This is a genomic window from Thiocapsa bogorovii, assembly GCF_021228795.1.
Lineage (GTDB): Bacteria > Pseudomonadota > Gammaproteobacteria > Chromatiales > Chromatiaceae > Thiocapsa > Thiocapsa bogorovii.
This window is the reverse complement of record NZ_CP089309.1, coordinates 4,398,029-4,416,967: the sequence shown is the minus strand read 5'-3', so window position 1 is coordinate 4,416,967 and position 18,939 is coordinate 4,398,029. Positions and strand designations below refer to the sequence as shown.

The window sequence follows — 18,939 nt, the reverse complement described above, 5'->3', positions numbered from 1 at the left end:
CTCGGAGGACATTACCCCTCTTCATCGCTAACCGTTGCGGCATACCGGTCCTCATCACTCGCGACGCGGCCATTTGAGCACCTCTTGTGACATTGGCGCTCATACTCGGGTACTGCATTGCGCGTTTCTCCAAGAGCCCTTGATCGTCGCTCGCCTGGTTCATTGCCGCCGTTGTGACACTCGATGCCGTCTGAGACCCCGGGGGGACGGTTGGTGCTCGTCGATCACGCACCTCCCGCATGGCCTGCGCCCGACCTGACAGGATCGGCTCTCACCCAAAATCATTTCTTCTCGGGGCTATGTGTCGGATTCAGGGCATCACCCTTCACCTCGTGTCCCTCATGTCTCTGGCCGTCCGGCTCATGCCTTTCGATCAGTACATTTCCGAGCGGCTGACTAAGCCCTACTCGGGAGAGCTTCCCGCTTGCGCGGCTCTCTCACAGCGGGCAACCATTGCCAGGTCACCCAGGTCTTGAAATGTGACTCTTTTCGCTCACGGGTTTGTTTCCGGCGTGCGCGGATTTCGGCGCCGCAACAGCAGATCCGCCGGCACCGGCTCACCCGTTAGCCGGACCCGGGACCGATCAGGTCTTCCACGTTCGCGGCACCGAAGATGCCGTCGAGCCAACTGTCCAGCTGTGCAACCGCGGCCGCGTCGATCCGCCGCTCGGCCCAAGCCGGGACAGCGCCGAAACGGCGCGTCAATAGGCGCTTCAATGTACTGGCCTTGCCCTCGGCCTCGCCCTCGGCCTTGCCCTTGGCCTCGCCTTTGGCCTCGCCCTCGGCAAAGATCGACTGATAGGCCCGCGTTTCCTGGATGGGAGTCACCAGATTCAACATCGCCCAGATCTCCTTCGCGGTGAGCCCGCGAAATCGCTCGAAAAACCAATACTCCAAGACCTCTCCGAGCACCTCGCGGACCTCCGCGGGCACTGCGGCTGCCTGCACCGTGTGCCACAGCGCCGGGGCTCGGGCCCGCAACTCGGCATCGTCCTCGATCAGCAGCGGCGCAAAGACCGCCACATAGGGATTATCCGGCTCGCGCGCCAACCACTCCGGGAGGACGTCACGCAGCGCGACACGCAGCAGCGGCGCATCGGCCCGGTTCGCCCAGCTCGGACACCCCGGCACATCCTGCTCGCGCAGGAAGACCCCGACGCCCACCACCTCGCGCTCGGGATGCTCTTCGCCGTAAAGACCGATCTTCACGAGCAGATTGTACCAAGCCTTCCCGAGGGCCTGTCCTTGGAATTCGACCACATAGACCGGCCCGGCGTGCCCTTCGGGCTCGAAGATCCCGTCCAGGCGCCGCTCCAGACCCGCGATGGTCAGCGAGCAGAAACGGTAGTCGCCTTCCAAGCGATGCCCACCGGTGAGCACCCGGAACGCCTCGGGGCCAGCGGAGAGAAACAGGTAAATCGGATGGTCGGTCTTCACAAGAGTCCGTCTTCAGAATAAGGGAACAGATGTGTTGCCGCTTAGCCTTTTGGTTCGCGCAGGCTTGAGGTTCGGCGCCGAAACAGCAGATCCGCCTGCACCGGCTCGCCCTGGTGGATGTGGGTATTGAAACGGCCGTCCAGGGTGAACCCGGCTTCGATCAGAAAGCGCTCGATCTCCTCGTGCAGGGCTTGTCCCTCGTAGAGCTCGACATAGGACGCCTCGACGTAGGCGGCCAGGTTCTGCACCGCCAGGACGTTGGCCGTATGCTGCTGGACCAGGCGACTGCGCCGTCGCAGCAGATCACGCACGGCGCGCTGTTCCTTGGGGTCGATAGAGCCCTCCGGCAACAGCCCCAGGCGCAGCCGCTTGGCCAGCCAGGCGGCGTCTGAATCGTCGTCGCTTTACTTCAGCCCGCTGTACTGCACGATCGCCGCGGTGTTGGCCAAGTGCCCCTGATAGCCCGCGTCCATCAAGGCGTCGACCAGCCAGTACCAGTTGTAGGTCGACTCCACCACCAGTCCCGTGATCGCTTCGCGATACGGCGCCAGGGATTCCAGCACCAGCGCCGCGTCGTTCGCCAACCGCTTGCGATACACCACGCGGTCCTCGTCGTCCAAAAGGGCCACGACGCTATTGTTGGAATGCAGATCGATTCCGCCGTAGAGTTTCATCGTCGACTCCTCCCGCCGGGTCTCCAGCTCAGGTCTTTTCTTCTACCTTAACTGTAGGCCCGCGGGCGGGGTCGGCTAGATGCTTATCAGGTTGGTATTGGAGATAGCCGAATCGCTTCAAGAAAACGAAGCGGCATCACTCCCGATTTGGGAGTTTGCCGCCGAACTTGCGCGCGATGTTCCCGCCGAGGAGTGGAGCACCCTTCCATCAGATGGCGCGACGGAGCTCGATCACTGCCTCTACGGACCGAACAAAAGCCGCTAAAGCGAACAGTGTTTGCGGATACCTGTTATTGGATCGCCTTACTGAATCCCCGAGATCAGTTGCATGACCGCACTGTTCGCGTCAGCCAGTCGCTCCGATCGGTTCGAATCGTTACAACGGACGAGGTGCTCACGCAGCCGATAAAGATGGCATATTCATTTTCGCTGAAGTTTCTCGTTTTCCTCAGGCAACCAGCCCCATGACTGCAGCGACGAGGGGATTTCGATTGCCGTGGCCGGGATCGCCGCAGTCGACCCCGAAACCCACGTCGGCGAGATCGTGGGCGAGCGCTCGGCGCACATCGGCGAAGGCATATTCGGTCCGACGCGCGGCGGCGTAGCGCCGCGTGGGGGCCTGTTCCAGACTGGCCGCGTAGATCCAGGTGATGGTGGTGGCCACCATACAGAAGTGCAGATGGTTGGTGACCGCATCGGGGTTGCGGGTCTGCGTCTGAGCACTGCCGATCTCCTGCTTGATTTCTCTGAATCCGGTTTCGATACCCCATCACGAAAACCGCCATAGATGCGTTTTTGACAACCCCCGAAACGTCACCAATACTGGATTGTAGGGCGTTGTTGAAACTTGCGAAATGGCTGGATCACCGGCATGACGCGCAAGGCTCCGATCGATTTGAGCACACTGCCGCCGCGGCAGCGAGAGCGCCTGATTGTCCTGCTGAGTCGCTTGGTCGAACATCGGCTGAGCGCGACCGGGACGGCAGAGGAGAACGCCGATGAGCACCGTCCTCTCGCCCGTGTACCGTGCGCCGATCAACCCGACGTACGGCAGGATCCAGTCCTCGCATCTGCAGCGCCAGGCCGTGGTCTACGTGCGCCAATCGACGCTGCAGCAAGTGGAGCGCCACCAGGAGTCGACCCGGCTGCAGTACGCCTTGGTGGATCGGGCGGTGGAGCTGGGCTGGTCGCCCTCGCAGATCCTCCTGATCGGTGAGGATCTGGGCCGTTCCGGGGCGAGCGCCGAGGGTCGGCCCGGCTTTCAGCGGCTGATGGCCGAAGTCGGTCTGGATCATGTCGGCATCTTCCTCGGCATCGAGATCTCGCGTTTGGCGCGCAGCTCGCGGGACTGGTATCAATTGCTCGCGGTCTGCGGACTGTTTGCGACCCTGATCGGGGATGCCGACGGGGTCTATGATCCGCAGATCGACAACGACCGGTTGCTGTTGGGGCTGAAGGGGACGATGTCGGAAGCGGAGCTGCACATCCTCAAGCAGCGCATGCTCGAGGGCAAGCGCGCGAAGGCACGCCGCGGAGAGCTGCACACGCTGCTGCCGCGCGGCTATGTCCGCGCGCCTTCCGGAGAGGTGCTCAAGGATCCGGACGCGCAGGTTCGGGGCGTGATCGAGACGGTGTTTCGGCAGTTCCAACGGTGCGGGACGATCAATGGGGTCCTGCGTGATCTGGTCGACCACCATATCCAATTGCCCGATCGAGTGCGCAGCGGTCCGCGCACCGGCGAGCTCGACTGGCGTCGCCCCAACCGTGCGACACTGAACCGGCATTCTGTAGCAGGCGCACACGAATTTTGCATCAACAACTTAGCGCGCAGGCTCACGTTTTGAGCCACCCCCGGGAGCACACTGGCACGATCGACCCAGCCCTCGGAGCATGCCATGTCCCAGCACTTCCTCTTGTCGGCTGCTGCCCGGACGCTCTCCGTGCGCGAAGTGTTCGCGATGACCGACGCGCAAGCCTTCGAGCGCTTCCGCGCGATGCGCTGGGGTCCGGAGAGCGAACCGGTGTGTCCGGCCTGCGGTGTCGCGGAGCAGCCCTGGTTCCTGCCGAGCCGCCGGCAGTGGCGTTGTCGCGCCTGCGGGCACACCTTCTCGGTAACCTCGGGGACGATTTTTGCCCACCATAAGTTGCCGTTGCAGGTCTATCTCGGCGCCATCGCCATCTACAGCAATGCCGCGAAGGGGCTGTCGGCACTGCAACTGAGCCGTGACCTGGACGTGCAGTACAAAAGCGCCTTCGTCATGATGCACAAGATCCGCGAGAGTCTCATAGCGCAGCGCGACGAGACCGCACTGAGCGGCGAGGTGCAGCTCGACGGGGCCTACACGAACGGCTCGGTACGCCCCGAGAACCGGGCCGAGGATCGTGTGGATCGGCGTCTCGCCGAACATCAAAACCCGGATAAGCGCTGTGTGCTGGTGATGCGCGAGACCCACCCGGCGGACGATCCGCTCGGGCGAGTCGGCGGCAAGCGCACCCTCACCTTCATCATCGGGCGGGAGAATCAGACCGACGTCGGCGCGCTGGCGGCTCGCTTCATAGCGCCGGGGGCCACGCTCTCGGCCGACGCGTCCGATGCCTACGATCTGCTGCACGGGCGCTATGCGATGCGTCGGGTCAACCATCAACACGCCTACCGCGCCGCGGACGGAACGACCGACAATCAGGCCGAATCGTATTTCGCGCGGTTTCGGCGCATGCAGATCGGCCAACACCACAAGTGCGGCTTGTCCCACCTGGCGCGCTACGCCAACGAGGCCCCCTACCGAGAAGACACCCGGCGCTGGTCCAACGGGGCGATCTTCGACGACATCCTCGCCAAATGTGCCCGCACCCGCCCGCATCGGGACTGGTGCGGTTACTGGCAGGGCAATACCGCCCGCCCGGAGCTGCTGGCCGCCTGAGGGCTCAACCGCGCGTCCAGACCTGCGTCTGACCGTCCAGCGCCACAACCCGCGCCGCACCCTTGGCCGCGAGACGGCGCAGCACCGCCTGGACCGTCTTCTGTACGCCCGCGCGCACCTCGGGATGCTCGGGGAGCGCCTTGCGCGCGGCCACCAGTTGCATCACCGCGCGCGCCGACAACGGCTCGAGCGCATCGCGCAAGGCTTCCAGGACCAGACGCTGGCATTCGCCCGAGGCGAACCACTGTTGCCGGTGACGTGGCCCCTTCGACTGAACGGCGCCGACGGCGTCGTCCGGATCGAACAGACGAATCGTGGCGTCCAGGTGGGTCAATTCCTGCGCCAGTCGCTGCACTTCACGACGACACTGCTCCACGTGCCCGGCCAGCTCGCCCCGCTTCGCGATCAACCCGCCCAGGACCTGCGTATCGGACATGATGCCAACTCCTCTGCCTATGGAGGGTCGGATTCTCGCCCGGCGGCCGGGTCCGGTCATGTGCGCTTGCTACATAATGCCGGATCTACCGCTCGGAGCTGGCCGATGTGGTCGAAGGCCATCGCGCGCGCATGGCCGAGCACCCCGAGGCGATGCGCGCGCGAGCGGCGCTCTGCGAGCACCCCTTCGGCACCCTCAAGCGCTGGATGGGCTGGGACCACTTCCTCGTCCGCGGCCTGGAGAAGGTTCAGGGAGAACTAGCCCTTTTGGTCCACTGCGACAACTTCCGACGGGTCTTGAGCGTCCTCGGACTCGACGGCTTCCGGGCGGCCTGTGAAGCGCGCCGCCGCTCGGGCGGAAGGCGAACTCGAAGCGTCATTTTTCATCGTCTGCAGCTCATGACGACGCCTGCAAGGGCGCCTCGCGCGCCGGTCCGCCTCGCGGCGCCGATTCGCCACCGCCGCGGCGCCTGTGCGGTACCGCCCGCCGCCTGGGCGAGTGCTTGAGCGGGTCGACGGGCGGCAGCGGAATACTTGCCCGGTCTCGGAGCCGTGTCACGCGGTCGAAACTAGCCCTTTTGGACGCCGATGCCGGTGGCCAGGGAGCGGGTTTACTCGTGTCGTTGCGCCACGTTGAAGCCTTCGCGCCGGCACAGGGCGTCTTTTTCGGCCTCTTTGAGGTCGTCGCGCATCATCTCGGCGACGAGGGCCTCGAAGCCGATCTCGGGGGACCAGCCGAGGCGCTCGCGGGCCTTGGTGGCGTCGCCGAGCAGGGTCTCGACCTCGGTCGGGCGGAAGTAGCGTGGATCCACGGCGACGATGCAGGCGCCGGTGGCCTCGTCGAAGCCTTGTTCGAACTGGCCTGCGCCCTCCCAGCGCATCCGGATACCGACCTCCGCGGCCGCGGCGGCGACGAAGTCGCGCACGGAGTATTGGTTTCCGGTGGCGATCACGAAGTCCTCGGGGGCGTCCTGCTGGAGCATCAGCCATTGCATGCGGACATAGTCCTTGGCGTGGCCCCAGTCGCGCTTTGCATCGAGATTGCCGAGATAGATCCGGTCCTGAAGACCGAGCTTGATGCGGGCGAGTCCGCGGGTGATCTTGCGGGTAACGAAGGTCTCGCCGCGTCGCGGGCTCTCGTGGTTGAAGAGGATGCCGTTGCAGGCGTAGATGCCGTAGGCCTCGCGGTAGTTGACGGTGATCCAGTAGGCGTAGAGCTTGGCGACCGCGTAGGGCGAGCGCGGGTAGAAGGGCGTGGTCTCGCTCTGGGGTACCTCTTGGACCTTGCCGTACAGCTCGGAGGTGGACGCCTGGTAGAAACGGGTCTTGCGCTCGAGGCCGAGGATGCGGATCGCCTCGAGCAGTCGCAGGGTCCCGATGCCGTCGGAGTCGGCGGTGTACTCGGGCTCTTCGAAGGAGACGGCGACATGGCTCTGTGCGGCGAGGTTGTAGAGCTCGTCGGGTTGGACCTGCTGCATGATCCGGATCAGGCTTGAGGAGTCGGTCATGTCCCCGTGATGCAGCACGAAACGCCGGTCCGGCTGCTGGGGATCCTGGTACAGATGATCGATGCGGTCCGTGTTGAAGAGCGAGGTCCGCCGCTTGATGCCGTGCACCTCGTAGCCCTTGGACAGGAGCAGCTCAGCCAGATAGGCCCCGTCCTGTCCCGTGATGCCGGTAATCAGCGCCTTCTTGGTGGTCATGTCCTTACCCCGATGTCGATATGCAATCTGTTGTGTTGCCGTTGAGGCGGCCCTGGACAATGCGGGGCGAAACGATCGGCTTGCCGGATCGTAAGGCGATTTCCGACAATAGGCATCCCGAATGCGCATGCCTGGAAGGCATTTTGCCCCTTACGCCGTAAGTCTTGAGCAAACCGTCGCAGAATTTTTCGTTGTCGTTGTCGTGTTCGTCCGGAATCCGATTACGACAACGACAACGACAACGACAACGAGTAGAGCTTTCGTGTCCTTTTTTAATATCTTAAACCGCGACGGCTCCAGCGGTTGTCTCGTCTGCCGGGTCCGATCCGATCCAAAAACATCGCATACCATGCTGGGCGCGGTTTAAGTCCTGAGCGCGTCCCGGTGGTCGAGGAACCAGGCGTAGGTCTGCGCCAATCCCTCGGGAAGCCGGGTGCGCGCAGTCCAACCGAGAGCGGCGAGACGGCTCACGTCCAGAAGCTTGCGCGGGGTGCCGTCGGGTTTGTCGGTGTCGAAGCGGATCTCGCCTTCGAAGCCGACGACCTCGCCGATGGTTTCGGCGAGCTCGCGGATGCTGACGTCCTCCCCGGTCCCGGCGTTGACGTGGGAGCACATCGGCCGGGTGTGGGCTCGATAGGTCTCGGGCGCGAGCCCCATCAGATGCACGCAGGCATCGGCCAGGTCGTCGACGTGGAGGAATTCGCGACGCGGCGTGCCGGTTCCCCAGACGGTTACCGCGGGCGCACCTTGGGTCTTGGCCTCATGGAACTTGCGCATCAGCGCCGGGATGACGTGGCTGTTCTCCAGGTCGAAGTTGTCGCCGGGTCCGTAGAGGTTGGTCGGCATCAGGCTGCGGAAATCGGTCCCATATTGGCGGTTGTAGGACTCGCAGAGCTTGATCCCGGCGATCTTGGCCACGGCATAGGGCTCGTTGGTCGACTCGAGCGGTCCGGTCAGGAGGGACTCTTCGGTCATGGGCTGCGGGGCGAGGCGCGGATAGATGCAGGAGCTGCCGAGAAAGAGCAGGCGCTCCGAGCCGTTGCGCCAGGCGGCATGGATGATGTTGGCCTCGATCATCAGGTTTTGATGGATGAACTCGGCCGGGAAGCTGTTGTTGGCCTGGATTCCGCCGACCTTGGCTGCCGCCAGATAGACCCGGGACGGGCGCGTCTCGGCAAAGAAGGCATCGACCGCGCGGGTATCCGTAAGATCCAGCTCCCGGTGGGTGCGCGTTAGGATGTTCGAGACACCCGTGGCCTCCAGCCGTCGTGCAATGGCGGACCCCACCATGCCGCGATGTCCGGCGATATAGGTCCTGGCCCCGACCTCGTCCTGCTCGCTCACGCCGATCTCCGTTATCGATGTTATGTGTTCGGGAGTGCATAGGGTAGCGCCCCCACGGGTCGGCTCGCCAGCCTTGCACGCCGAGAATCCACGAAACGCCGGCGTGCGCGCCTTGGAATCCAGCGAAGCGGTTGACGGAACCTTCCTCAGGTTCGACACTCATGCCCTACCGAGCGCGATCTGGGATTCGGCTTCTCGGCCGCCCGGATCGCAGCATCGGGCACAGCGCTGCCGATGGCTGCAGCACTGCAACGACGACCAATCATTTTTTCTCAGGAGGTAACGATCGTGGCACAAAGCATGGGTGAGATCATGAATCCGGGCTCCGTCGTGCACGACCCCGAGTTTCCGGACGCCCCGGAGGGCTGGGCGCGCGAGCAGGCGGTCGCCGCGGCTCAGGCCGACGATATAACGCTGAGCGACGATCACTGGGACATGATCAAGGCGTTGCAGGACTTTTTCGCACGTCACGAGAAACCCAATGTGCGTGATCTTCACGACGCGCTCGACGAGGCCTTTCACGGTCGCGGCGGACTGAAATATCTCTACGGGATATTCCCGGGCGGTCCGGTCGCGCAAGGCTGCCGTTTCGCCGGACTCCAGGCCCCGTCGGGCGCGGTGGACAAGTCGTTCGGAAGCGTCCAATAAGGACTCTACCGAGTCGACGTGCGCTCGGTATACAAGCGGCGTCGCGGTCCGTGACCGCGCGCCGGGTGCGCCCTCCGTCAAGGTTTCGGCATCGCGGGGGCAACGTCAAGGCTGATTCCAACTCTCATCAATAACGGGCTCAATCCTTCTGACATATCGAGCCTTTTTATCGGCGTTTTCTTGCCATTCAGGTAGGACCCGCCTATCCTTGGTCTCGAACTGCTACCGCCTTTCGCTTGGGGACGTCCGAGGCTGAAGCATGTCCCGCGGACGCCTCGTGACGCCGACCGGGGATGCTCCGAATCACTGCTCACCCGGACCGGCAGGCGGCCGCAGGCCGAATCCGGATCAAGGGGGGAGCCGATGATATACGAGCGCAATGACGTCGATGCACAGGCGATCGCCGAGGACGAGCACCCGCTTCGTCCCGATCGACGTGCCTTTCTTGCGGCACTTGCCGCGACCTCCGCGGGAGTCTTGGCCGGAGGCGTGCCCGGCCTTGCCGAAGCGGCATCGAACCGAGGATCGCTGCAGCGCCAGGTTGTCGAGCTGGTGACGAGCATGCGCCGCCAAGGCCTGCTCCAACCCAACGAGAAGACCTCCTGGTCGGTCTACGATTTCACCGCCCGCAAGAAGATCGTCTCGATCAACGAGGGCGTGCCGCGACAAGCCGCGAGCATGATCAAGCCGCTCGTCGCACAGGCGTATTTCTTCCAGATGGACGGTAAACGCGGCCAGGTCCGCTACACCGACGAGGTCCGCAAGAGCATGGAGCGGATGCTCCAACGCAGCAGCAACCCGGACACGAACAAGATCATGGATCTGGTCAGCGAGCACCAGTCCCGCCGCGGTCCCGCGGATGTCGAGTTGGTCCTGAAGCAGCGCGCGCCCGCCGTCTTCCGAGAGACCCGCATCGTCGAGAAGATCCCGACGACCGGGCAGACCTACCGGAATCAGGCCTCGGCGCACGATTACAGCCGCTTTCTGATCTCCGTTTGGGATGGCCGCATGCCCAACAGCAAAGAGATGCTGCGCATGATGGGGTTGCCCAGCGGCAATCGCCTGTCTAAGGGCGTGGCCGGCTTGCCCGAGACGGCCCGGGTCTACAACAAGACCGGCTCGACGGCGATGCTCTGCGGCGATATGGGTGTCATCGAGATCCCGGATCGGCGCGGCCGCAACCGCGCCTACACGGTGGTCGGGATCATCGAGCGACCGAGCCGCGCCGAAAACTACGGCGCCTGGATCCGCAGTCGAGGGGACGTCATCCGCCGCGTCTCGAACCTGATCTACCAGGACATGAGGGACCGCTATCGGCTGGTCTGACGAGAGCGCAGTGGCGTGGGCGTCGGAGCGGCTTCAATTTCCCACCCCGCCCGACGCCAACCAGTCGGCACCTGAATCCGCCACGAGGTTCGCGGCGGCGCGTGTCGCTCATGGTGCAGCCTAGAGATTCCGAGACCGTCCGAGATCGTTGTCGTATCGATGGTCGATCACGACAACGACAACGAAGGGTCTCGACACATCTGCCGTGCCGCGCTAGGTGCGCTTCAGGACCCGCGCGCAGAGCGGACCGAGCGGCCCCTCCTCCATGCGCCCGCACAACTGAGGGATCAGGAGCAACAGGCCGACGGCCGTCACGAGCGGCATCAGAAACAGCGACAGGCCATCGGGGTCGCCGAGGATGGCCCGCTGAATCAGGACCGTGAGCAGCTGTATCCAGACCACGCCCAGGATGGTACGCAACCGAACCGGGCCTCGCAGAAACCACACGATTACCGACAGGATGATATAGGGGATCATCCAGGCCGCCAGCATCAAGGGCTCAAGCCGGTAGGCGCCGTTGTAATGAGGCACCACGGCGATCAAGAACGATAGGGCAAAGCCCACTACCAATGTCGAAAAGACCCAAATCTCTTGGCTTTCACTCGCGCGATCCATCGAAATACTCCCCCGCTTAGTCTGAGCTCGGAGCGCCAATGATATACCGAGGGCGTGCCTTATTCGTAACTCCGGACTTAAACCGCGCCCAGTGCGGTATGCGTAGTTTTTTGGGTTGGCTTGGCCGCGCCGGCTCCGATCATTGTCGGAGCCGGCGCGGTTTAAGGTATTAAAAAACAGAAAATTCTAAACCGCGTCTCCGCCAAGGGCAGTGGATGCACCGAACGTCGAGCTCGCTCGAAATTGAGCATCTCGCTCTGGACGCGGTTTAGCGTCACGTGGCGCAGAGCGCCAGGGGCATGCGTGACACCGCTGAGCGGTGTCACGAGTTTCCTTGAGGTTGGGCCGCCGGTGTCATGCTTTTTCCGCGAGGTTGGGTCGCCGGCGGGATGAAGGAGGCCGGATCTGGGATGATGCGCGGACTCTGCCGGGGGCTTTTCACGGGTGTTTCGCCGCGCCCTGAACGGGGGACCGCGCACGATGCGACGCACATCATCGGGGAATCGGCTGCATCGCGCCTTGGAGTCGCTGAGACTCCGGCTTTCGCGCCCGGAGGCCCTCTTCTGGCCGGCTGTTCTGGGCCTGCTCACCGGCGTCGCGGCCGGGCTCGTCATCGTCGCCTTTCGGCTCGCCGTCGAGGGTCTGCAGGCGACGACGCTGCCCGTTCACGGAGAGAACTACGAGGCGCTGCCGGTCCTGGTGCGTCTGGTGCTGCCGTTGCTCGGCGCGGTGCTGATCGGGCTGCTGTTCGTGCGGTTCGCGCGGGGCATCTATGTGCTCGGCGTCGCCCGCGTGATGGAGCGCATGGAATATCACCAGGGACACATGACCCTGCGCGGGTTCGTGCTTCAGTTCTTGGGCGCCGCGATCGCGATCGTCAGCGGTCACTCGGTCGGACGCGAGGGACCCCATGTCTATTTGGGCGCCGCGAGCGGGAGTCTGATCGGGCAGTTCCTGACGCTGCCCAACAACAGTATCCGTAACATGGCGGCCTGCGGAACGGCGGCCGGGATCTCGGCGTCGTTCAACACGCCGCTCGCAGGCGTGATCTTCGCGCTCGAGGTGCTGGGGTTGGAATACAGCGTCGCGAGCTTCGTGCCGATCATCCTGGCCGCGGTGAGTGCGAATGCCCTGTCGGTCGTCGTCTTCGGCAGCGACCCAGTGTTTCGGGTCGCGCCCGTGGTAGTGACCTCGTTGACCGCGCTGCTCCCGGTGGCCGTGCTCGGGCTCCTCGTCGGCGCACTCTCGGCGGCCTACATCCAGTCGATCAAGACGATCGCGGGCTGGGGCAAACGCCTGAGCTTCTTCCGCCGGGTCTGCTTGGCCGGGGTGATCGCCGGGATCGCCGGCGCCTTGGTCCCCGAGGTGATGGGACTGGGCTACGACACCTTGCGCAGACTGCTGACCGAACCGCTGACCTGGAGCTTCCTGCTCCTGCTGCTGCTCTTCAAGCTCCTGGCGACCTCGGCCAGCGTGGGACTCGGGATCCCGGGCGGGACCATCGGCCCCGCGCTCTTCATGGGCGCCATCGTCGGCAACCTGGTCGGTGTCGCGGCGGTCGCCTTCACCGGGGTCGAGGCCGATCAGGTCGCCTTCTTCGCGTTGCTCGGGATGGGGGCCATGATGGGCGCCAGCCTCCAAGCGCCTCTGGCGGCATTGACCGCCATCGTGGAGCTGACCCACAGCCCGGGGGTGATCATGCCGGGGATGTTGGTGATCATCTTGGCTGCGCTGACCAGCAAGGAGCTGTTCGGCCGGGATTCGCTCTTCCTCACGACGTTGCGGGCAAACGGACTGGACTACCGCGCCAACCCGGTGGTGCATCTTCTGAGACGCATCGGCGTGGGCGGCGCGATGAACACGCGCTTTGCCCGGCACGAACAACGCTTGACGCGGAAGCAGGCGGAACGACTGGTCGCGGACGGACCCGAATGGGTCATCGTCGACAAGGACAGCGGACCGGCCTACCTGATGCCCGGTATCGCCGTGGCGAGCGCCCTTTCGTTGACACCCGATGCGCAGGAGATCGACCTGCTCGCGATCCCCGGCAATCGGCTCGAGCTGGCGCCGATCCATCTCCAGGCGACCCTCCAAGAGGCGCTCGATCTGATGCAGACGCGCGGCGCCGAGGCGCTCTACGTGCAGCGGATGATCGCGCCCGGGATCACGCACATCTACGGCGTCTTGACGCGGGAGCGGATCGAATCGGCGTATCGCTATTGAGCACCGTGCGGGTTCACACGCTTCCGTACAGCTCGCGCGATCCGAGCCAGCGCTGGATCAAGGGCTCGACCCGATCGGGATAGCGCGCCAGGATCAGGTCGGCGGCCTGCTGGGCGGCGGCGACCAGATGTTGATCGCGCAGGGGGTCGGCGACACGAAACTGCACGGTGCCGGTCTGGCGCGTGCCGAGAACCTCTCCCGCACCGCGCATGGCCAGATCGCGCTCCGCAATCTCGAAACCGCTTTCGGCCGCGCGGATGATACCGAGACGCTCGCGCGCAGCGATCGACAGGGGCGGATGGAAGAGCAGCACGCAGTGGCTTTGGACCGACCCGCGCCCGACCCGGCCACGCAGTTGATGCAGCTGCGCAAGACCGAGACGCTCGGGGTTCTCGATGATCATGAGACTGGCGTTCGGGACGTCGACACCGACCTCCACGACCGTGGTCGCGACCAGAAGGTCCAGATCGCCCGAGGCAAAGGCCGCCATCACCGTCTCGCGTTCAGGCCCCTTGATACGCCCATGCACCAGGCCGATGCGGATTCCGGGTAGGCTCTCGGCCAATTGGCGCGCGGTCTCTTCGGCGGCCTGGCACTCCAACGCCTCCGACTCCTCGATCAGGGTGCAGACCCAATAGGCTTGGCGCCCCTGCGCACAGGCCTGCTCGACGCGCGCGATCACCTCCTCGCGACGGGTGTCCGGGACCGCGACCGTGACGATGGGTGTCCGACCGGGCGGCAGCTCGTCGATCACAGAGAGATCCAGATCCGCATAGACGGTCATGGCGAGGGAGCGCGGGATGGGTGTGGCGGTCATGATCAACTGATGCGGCGCACCGCCGGCACCGCCGCCCTTGGCGCGCAGACGCATGCGTTGGTGCACGCCGAATCGGTGCTGCTCGTCGATGATGACGAGACCCAGGTCGGAGAAGACGACGTCGTCTTGAAAGAGTGCGTGGGTGCCCATCACCATGCGGGCACGACCGCTCGCGATGGTCTCGAGCAGCCCGGCACGCTCACGGCCCTTGTGGCGCCCGACCAGCCAGACGGGCTCGATGTCGAGCGGGGCGAGCCAACCCGCAAAGCCGCGTCGATGCTGCTCGGACAAGAGCTCGGTCGGCGCCATCAAGGCGACCTGTGCGCCGGACTCGATCGCTTGAAGGGCCGCCAGCGCCGCAACCAGCGTCTTGCCGGCCCCCACGTCGCCTTGGAGCAGACGCTGCATGGGGCGGTCGTCCTGCAGATCGGCCGCGATCTCGGCGACGACCCGCTCCTGCGCCGCGGTCATCCGGAACGGCAAGGCATCGAGCAACTGCTTGCGCAGGGCCCCGTCGCCCGCCAGGACAGGCGCGACGATCGCCCGCTGCGCTGCACGCAACCGTCGCAGACTGACCTGATGCGCGACCAGCTCCTCGAAGGCCAAGCGGTGAAAGGCCGGATGACGGCGCTCGATCAGATCGACGGGGTCGGCAGCCAACGGCGGACGGTGCAGATAGGCGAGCGCCTCGACGAGGCTCGGCAGACCCAAGGGGCGCAAGACCTCGTCCGGCAGGCATTCGCGCGGCGCCTGTCGTGCCAAGAGCGCCAGAGCCTGGTCCGTCAGACCGCGCCAGGAGGATTGCTGCAGGCCCTCGGTCGAGGGATAGAGCGGGGTCAAGCGCTCTTCGATCGCGACCGGCTCCTCTGACTGGATGCGATATTCCGGGTGGACCATCTCCAAGGCGCTTGGCCCCTGCCGCACCTCGCCGTAGCAGCGCAGCCGAACGCCGGGCTTGAGGGCGTCGACCTGCTGCCTGGAATAATGGAAGAAGCGCAGCATGAGCCCGCCGAACCCACCGTCCGAGAGCCAGACCTTCAAGGAGCGGCGGCGCCCGCCCGCGAGCTCCGCCTCCCGGATCTCGCCCGCGACCAGCACCTCGTCGCCCGCTCGCAGCTCGGCGATGGCGGCCAAGCGCGTGCGGTCTTGATAGCGGTGGGGCAGATGGAAGAGGAGGTCCTGAACGGTGCGTACACCGAGCTTGCCGAGACGCTCGGCCACGCGCGGACCGACCCGTTTGAGCCGCTCCACCGGGATGGTGTCGAGCGAAGGGGTCGGAAGCGATGGATTCTCGCACGACCCCGGGGCATTGTCGGTCAAGGTTTAACCTACTATTGTCTCTGCGCCCCTTGCGGCGTTGCGGTTCAAACCCTCGTTTTTAGGCGGTGGTGATTCCGGGGCGCAATGGGTATTCAGTGCCCGAGCGGTACCCAGATGACGCGTCGCGTCGGTCGGACACCGTCAACGGATGCAATCGAACCGCCAATCGGGATTCATTCGGGCATCCGTCGTCGTGTTCTGCCGGTGTGCGAAGGCGTCGATCTTCAACAACCGTTGACCCAACCCCATGATCCTTCAAAAATCACTCTCGGTCATCACCAAAGGTCGCGGCACCTACGACATCACGCGGAACCTCCAGGAACAGGTTCGGGCCTCCGGTGTCCGGATCGGACTCTGTCACGTCTTCGTCCATCACACCAGTGCATCCCTGATCCTTTGCGAAAACGCCGACCCGACGGTACGGAGCGACCTCGAGTCCTTCATGGCCCGATTGGTCCCGGACGGCGACCGGCGCTTCGAGCACAGCGACGAGGGACCGGACGACATGCCCGCCCACATCCGCGCCATCCTCACTCAAGTCGAGCTGACGCTTCCGATCAGCGGGGGCACCTGTGCGCTCGGCACCTGGCAGGGTCTGTATCTATACGAGCACCGCACGCGAGGCCACCAGCGCCGGATCACCCTAACCATCCAGGGCGAGTGAGATCAGGCTTCGCCGCGCTGCTCGGCGAAGACGCCTGGTGCGCGTACGTCCGCCTCAGAGCCGTGCCTCGGAGGCGACATCCGGGAGAGACGACAGGCGCGCCCCGCTCGGCACGCCCTTGCGATCCGCAATGGCGCGAGCGAGTTGATGCACGGCCATCGCGTAGTAGGTGCTGTGGTTGTAGCGGGTGATGGTGTAGAAATTCTGCGACCCCAGCCAATATTCGTAGCCGGTGCCGACGTCCAATTCGAGCAGACTCACTTTGGAGACGCCGCGGAAGGCGCCTGCCGGCACGATCCCTCGACCCGCCAGCTCCTTCACTCCGTAGCGCGTATCGTAGCCCGTCTTCATCGCCCGAGCCGCCGCGGGGGATTGCACCTTCGCCCGCACGGCCACTGGCTCGCCCGCCTGCCATCCATGTGATTTGAAGTAGTTGGCGACGCTGCCGATAGCATCCGCGGGGTGCCAGAGGTTCCGATGACGATCGCCGTCGAAGTCCACGGCATAGTCCCGAAAGCTCGAGGGCATGAACTGCCCGAGGCCCATTGCGCCGGCGTAGGAGCCGCGCGGACCGAAGGGGTCGATGCCCTCTTCCCGGGTCATGACCAGGAAGGAGGCGAGCTCGCCCGAGAAGTAATCGGCGCGGCGCGGATAGGCAAAGGCCAGGGTCGAAAGGGCATCGACGATACGGGTCTTGCCCACATAACCGCCGTAGCGAGTCTCGACACCGATGATGGCGACGATGTATTCCGGCGGCACGCCGTAACGCGCGCTCGCCTGCTTGAGCGCCGCCTCGTTTTTCTGCCAGAACCGTACCCCGTTGGCGATGTTGTCGGGGGTCAGAAACTTGGCGCGGTAGCGCGTCCAGGCGCCGTTGGGCCCGGTACTCCGCCGTGGGGCCTGACGATCCATCGCATCGATGATCCACTGCTCGCGTTTGGCACCGGAGAGGATGGCGGCGACCTGGTTCGGCGCGAAGCCCTGCTGCTGCATGCGACGAATAAAGGGATCGACGCCCGGATAGCCGGCGAAATCGCCCGTGACGGCGACCGAGCCGGACGCCGGAATCATCGGATAGGCCGAGCCCTCGGAGATGTCGCCGGGCCGGGTCGATTGCGAGCCGCAGCCCGCGACGAGGATCACCGAAAGCAGTATGCCGAGGGAAGAGAGGAAACGCATGGGCAACCAAGTCTGAAGGTCTGTTTCCCCGGTATAGTAAAGCAGTTATTCAGTAAATCAATCCAACCGATGAATTTGGTTAGCGATTAGGTTGTCGGCCCGTCGGGTGGACGAGGGCGAACGCAGTCCACGGAGCCCTGCACCGGCGCCGGTGGACTGCGCTGAGCGTGTCCAGCCGACGGCGACGGCTCCGATCGGCGGCGTGGCCGGGTTGGAGCGGCGCCGCACCGTCAATCACCCAAGACCATAATCGCATCCATCTCGACCCGAGCCCCTTTGGGCAGGGCCGCGACACCGATGGCCGCGCGCGCCGGATAGGGCTCGTCGAAGAACTCGGCCATGACCTGATTGACGGACGGGAAATGGGCCAGATCGGTCAGGAAGACGTTGAGCTTCACCACATCCGCCAGACTGCCGTTGGCGGCACGGGCAACGGCGCGAAGGTTCTCGAAGACACGCCGAATCTCCGCCTCGATGTCGCCCGAGACCAGCTCCATGGTCTGCGGCACCAACGGGATTTGGCCGGACAGATAGATGGTATTGCCGACGCGAACCGCTTGAGAGTAGGTCCCGATCGCCTCCGGGGCCTGATCGGTCTTGATGATGCTTTTGGCCATGTTGTGGTGACTGTTCCATTGATCTCGAGCAAACGTGCTCGATGGATTGATCCGCACTTGATTGACGCGGCTTACCGCTCAGCTCAAACCCTGTGACGCTCGGTTGCGCCTTGACGCCCGATTGCGCCGATAGAATCCTGCGGACATCAGGATCCGGCGTCAACCGTGTGCAGCCGGCTCCCGACACCAATTGTGGGTCGGGCTTCAGCCCGACGAGGATATCGGGTGGGTCGGCGCTTCGGCCCGACGACGACATCGAGCACGCCGCGACGGTGTCGGACTCAAGTCCGACCTACAACGACCTATACTGGGTGGGTCGGGCTTCAGCCCGACGACGACATCGAGCAGACCGCCGCGGTGTCGGACTCAAGTCCGACCTACAACGACCCATGCTGGGTGGGTCGGGCTTCAGCCCGACGGCGATGCCGAGCCCCGGACGGCTTCCAGCCCATCCACTCGAAGGACAAGGAGTCCACATGCCGTACTCCGATCTCCGCATCGGCCGCTACTCCGAACCCGGACGCGAATACTTGGTCACCACCACGGTCCATCGCCGGATACCCGTTTTCGAGACGTTTTCCTACGCCCGCATCTGTATCAGAGAGCTCGCCGGCACGGAGCGCGAGACCGACGCCAGTTGGCTCGCTTGGGTTCTGATGCCCGATCATTTCCATGGCTTGGTCAGACTCGGCAGCACCAGCGATCTCAGCGATCTGATGCGGCGCTTCAAAGGCGCAAGCGCTTACGCCCTGAACCGAGTGATGGGCCGTACCGGAACCCTCTGGCAACCCGGCTACCACGACCATGCCCTTCGGCGGGAAGAGAGCCGTCTCGCCGTCGCCCGTTACATCGTCGCCAATCCCCTACGCGCTGGATTAGCCGAGCGCCCGGGGGACTACCCTCATTGGGACAGTGTCTGGCTTTGAGAGGGTGGGTCTTGGCTTCAGGGCGGCGAGGGCATCAGGGGCGACTGGAGGCTCCGGGTCGTTTGTGGCGAAGCGGTTCGCGGTTTCCGC

General features: G+C 64.6%; 19 protein-coding genes. 8 read left to right on the top strand and 11 right to left on the bottom strand.

All coding sequences use genetic code 11. The features are described from left to right. Positions 1 to 564 precede the first annotated feature (564 nt). From LT988_RS19565 to LT988_RS19550, 4 genes are all read right to left on the bottom strand, one after another. Positions 565 to 1,437 (bottom strand): DUF2887 domain-containing protein, encoded by an 873-nt coding sequence (locus LT988_RS19565; RefSeq protein WP_232407187.1) that lies wholly within the window; start codon positions 1,435 to 1,437, stop codon positions 565 to 567. Between the two features lie 41 nt (positions 1,438 to 1,478). After that, entirely contained in the window at positions 1,479 to 1,748 is a 270-nt protein-coding gene (locus tag LT988_RS19560; RefSeq protein WP_232407186.1) for a hypothetical protein, read from the bottom strand. A 93-nt stretch (positions 1,749 to 1,841) separates the two neighbouring features. Continuing rightward, on the bottom strand, positions 1,842 to 2,111 hold the full coding sequence (locus LT988_RS19555) for a hypothetical protein (protein ID WP_232407185.1): 270 nt from the start codon (positions 2,109 to 2,111) through the stop codon (positions 1,842 to 1,844). Positions 2,112 to 2,559: 448 nt separating this feature from the next. Further along, entirely contained in the window at positions 2,560 to 2,778 is a 219-nt protein-coding gene (locus LT988_RS19550; protein ID WP_232407184.1) for a hypothetical protein, read from the bottom strand. Between the two features lie 331 nt (positions 2,779 to 3,109). On the opposite strand from LT988_RS19550, the gene LT988_RS19545 reads away from it, so the two are divergent. Then, positions 3,110 to 3,955: a recombinase family protein gene (locus LT988_RS19545; RefSeq protein WP_232407183.1), complete on the top strand. Its 846-nt coding sequence runs from the start codon at positions 3,110 to 3,112 to the stop codon at positions 3,953 to 3,955. Positions 3,956 to 4,006: 51 nt separating this feature from the next. Beyond that, positions 4,007 to 5,032 carry an IS1595 family transposase gene (locus LT988_RS19540; RefSeq protein ID WP_232407182.1) on the top strand — a complete coding sequence of 342 codons (1,026 nt, stop codon included), beginning with the start codon at positions 4,007 to 4,009 and terminating at the stop codon, positions 5,030 to 5,032. 4 nt (positions 5,033 to 5,036) lie between these two features. On the opposite strand, the gene LT988_RS19535 is transcribed toward LT988_RS19540, so the two are convergent. Continuing rightward, entirely contained in the window at positions 5,037 to 5,468 is a 432-nt protein-coding gene (locus LT988_RS19535) for a hypothetical protein (protein WP_232407181.1), read from the bottom strand. A 107-nt stretch (positions 5,469 to 5,575) separates the two neighbouring features. Here LT988_RS19535 and LT988_RS19530 point away from each other — a divergent pair, with 107 nt between their 5' ends. Continuing rightward, on the top strand, positions 5,576 to 5,974 hold the full coding sequence (locus LT988_RS19530; RefSeq protein WP_232407180.1) for a transposase: 399 nt from the start codon (positions 5,576 to 5,578) through the stop codon (positions 5,972 to 5,974). Positions 5,975 to 6,078: 104 nt separating this feature from the next. Here the strand turns inward: LT988_RS19530 and gmd are convergent, their stop codons facing one another. Continuing rightward, the gene (gene gmd / locus LT988_RS19525) at positions 6,079 to 7,170 is read right to left on the bottom strand and encodes a GDP-mannose 4,6-dehydratase (protein WP_232407179.1); all 1,092 of its coding nucleotides are present in this window, start codon (positions 7,168 to 7,170) and stop codon (positions 6,079 to 6,081) included. A gap of 363 nt (positions 7,171 to 7,533) precedes the next feature. After that, positions 7,534 to 8,460 carry a GDP-L-fucose synthase gene (fcl, locus tag LT988_RS19520; RefSeq protein WP_232410620.1) on the bottom strand — a complete coding sequence of 309 codons (927 nt, stop codon included), beginning with the start codon at positions 8,458 to 8,460 and terminating at the stop codon, positions 7,534 to 7,536. 342 nt (positions 8,461 to 8,802) lie between these two features. On the opposite strand from fcl, the gene LT988_RS19515 reads away from it, so the two are divergent. Next, entirely contained in the window at positions 8,803 to 9,162 is a 360-nt protein-coding gene (locus LT988_RS19515) for a TusE/DsrC/DsvC family sulfur relay protein (protein ID WP_232407178.1), read from the top strand. Between the two features lie 363 nt (positions 9,163 to 9,525). After that, positions 9,526 to 10,488, top strand: coding sequence for a serine hydrolase (locus LT988_RS19510; RefSeq protein ID WP_232407177.1), 963 nt, complete (start codon positions 9,526 to 9,528; stop codon positions 10,486 to 10,488). A gap of 213 nt (positions 10,489 to 10,701) precedes the next feature. Here the strand turns inward: LT988_RS19510 and LT988_RS19505 are convergent, their stop codons facing one another. Then, positions 10,702 to 11,103, bottom strand: coding sequence for a hypothetical protein (locus LT988_RS19505; RefSeq protein WP_232407176.1), 402 nt, complete (start codon positions 11,101 to 11,103; stop codon positions 10,702 to 10,704). 480 nt (positions 11,104 to 11,583) lie between these two features. Between LT988_RS19505 and LT988_RS19500 the strand changes: the two genes are divergently transcribed. Continuing rightward, positions 11,584 to 13,326: a chloride channel protein gene (locus tag LT988_RS19500; protein WP_232407175.1), complete on the top strand. Its 1,743-nt coding sequence runs from the start codon at positions 11,584 to 11,586 to the stop codon at positions 13,324 to 13,326. Positions 13,327 to 13,339: 13 nt separating this feature from the next. On the opposite strand, the gene recG is transcribed toward LT988_RS19500, so the two are convergent. Then, positions 13,340 to 15,463, bottom strand: coding sequence for an ATP-dependent DNA helicase RecG (gene recG / locus LT988_RS19495; protein WP_232407174.1), 2,124 nt, complete (start codon positions 15,461 to 15,463; stop codon positions 13,340 to 13,342). A 247-nt stretch (positions 15,464 to 15,710) separates the two neighbouring features. Here recG and LT988_RS19490 point away from each other — a divergent pair, with 247 nt between their 5' ends. Next, positions 15,711 to 16,127 carry a secondary thiamine-phosphate synthase enzyme YjbQ gene (locus tag LT988_RS19490; protein WP_232407173.1) on the top strand — a complete coding sequence of 139 codons (417 nt, stop codon included), beginning with the start codon at positions 15,711 to 15,713 and terminating at the stop codon, positions 16,125 to 16,127. 54 nt (positions 16,128 to 16,181) lie between these two features. Here the strand turns inward: LT988_RS19490 and mltB are convergent, their stop codons facing one another. Together mltB and LT988_RS19480 are read right to left on the bottom strand one after the other, a co-directional pair. Continuing rightward, complete coding sequence (gene mltB / locus LT988_RS19485) at positions 16,182 to 17,306, bottom strand: lytic murein transglycosylase B (RefSeq protein ID WP_232407172.1); 1,125 nt, start codon at positions 17,304 to 17,306, stop codon at positions 16,182 to 16,184. Between the two features lie 230 nt (positions 17,307 to 17,536). Beyond that, positions 17,537 to 17,923 (bottom strand): RidA family protein, encoded by a 387-nt coding sequence (locus tag LT988_RS19480; protein WP_232407171.1) that lies wholly within the window; start codon positions 17,921 to 17,923, stop codon positions 17,537 to 17,539. Between the two features lie 476 nt (positions 17,924 to 18,399). Here LT988_RS19480 and LT988_RS19475 point away from each other — a divergent pair, with 476 nt between their 5' ends. Beyond that, complete coding sequence (locus LT988_RS19475; protein WP_232407170.1) at positions 18,400 to 18,849, top strand: REP-associated tyrosine transposase; 450 nt, start codon at positions 18,400 to 18,402, stop codon at positions 18,847 to 18,849. Positions 18,850 to 18,939: the final 90 nt, after the last annotated feature.

Coding starts and splice junctions, on each gene's coding strand:
- LT988_RS19555 (WP_232407185.1), bottom strand. CDS start 2,111: ATGAAACTCTACGGCGGAATCGATCTGCATTCCAACAATAGCGTCGTG.
- LT988_RS19550 (WP_232407184.1), bottom strand. CDS start 2,778: ATGGTGGCCACCACCATCACCTGGATCTACGCGGCCAGTCTGGAACAG.
- LT988_RS19545 (WP_232407183.1), top strand. CDS start 3,110: ATGAGCACCGTCCTCTCGCCCGTGTACCGTGCGCCGATCAACCCGACG.
- LT988_RS19540 (WP_232407182.1), top strand. CDS start 4,007: ATGTCCCAGCACTTCCTCTTGTCGGCTGCTGCCCGGACGCTCTCCGTG.
- LT988_RS19535 (WP_232407181.1), bottom strand. CDS start 5,468: ATGTCCGATACGCAGGTCCTGGGCGGGTTGATCGCGAAGCGGGGCGAG.
- gmd (WP_232407179.1), bottom strand. CDS start 7,170: ATGACCACCAAGAAGGCGCTGATTACCGGCATCACGGGACAGGACGGG.
- fcl (WP_232410620.1), bottom strand. CDS start 8,460: ATGGTGGGGTCCGCCATTGCACGACGGCTGGAGGCCACGGGTGTCTCG.
- LT988_RS19510 (WP_232407177.1), top strand. CDS start 9,526: ATGATATACGAGCGCAATGACGTCGATGCACAGGCGATCGCCGAGGAC.
- LT988_RS19505 (WP_232407176.1), bottom strand. CDS start 11,103: ATGGATCGCGCGAGTGAAAGCCAAGAGATTTGGGTCTTTTCGACATTG.
- LT988_RS19500 (WP_232407175.1), top strand. CDS start 11,584: ATGCGACGCACATCATCGGGGAATCGGCTGCATCGCGCCTTGGAGTCG.
- LT988_RS19490 (WP_232407173.1), top strand. CDS start 15,711: ATGATCCTTCAAAAATCACTCTCGGTCATCACCAAAGGTCGCGGCACC.
- mltB (WP_232407172.1), bottom strand. CDS start 17,306: ATGCGTTTCCTCTCTTCCCTCGGCATACTGCTTTCGGTGATCCTCGTC.
- LT988_RS19480 (WP_232407171.1), bottom strand. CDS start 17,923: ATGGCCAAAAGCATCATCAAGACCGATCAGGCCCCGGAGGCGATCGGG.
- LT988_RS19475 (WP_232407170.1), top strand. CDS start 18,400: ATGCCGTACTCCGATCTCCGCATCGGCCGCTACTCCGAACCCGGACGC.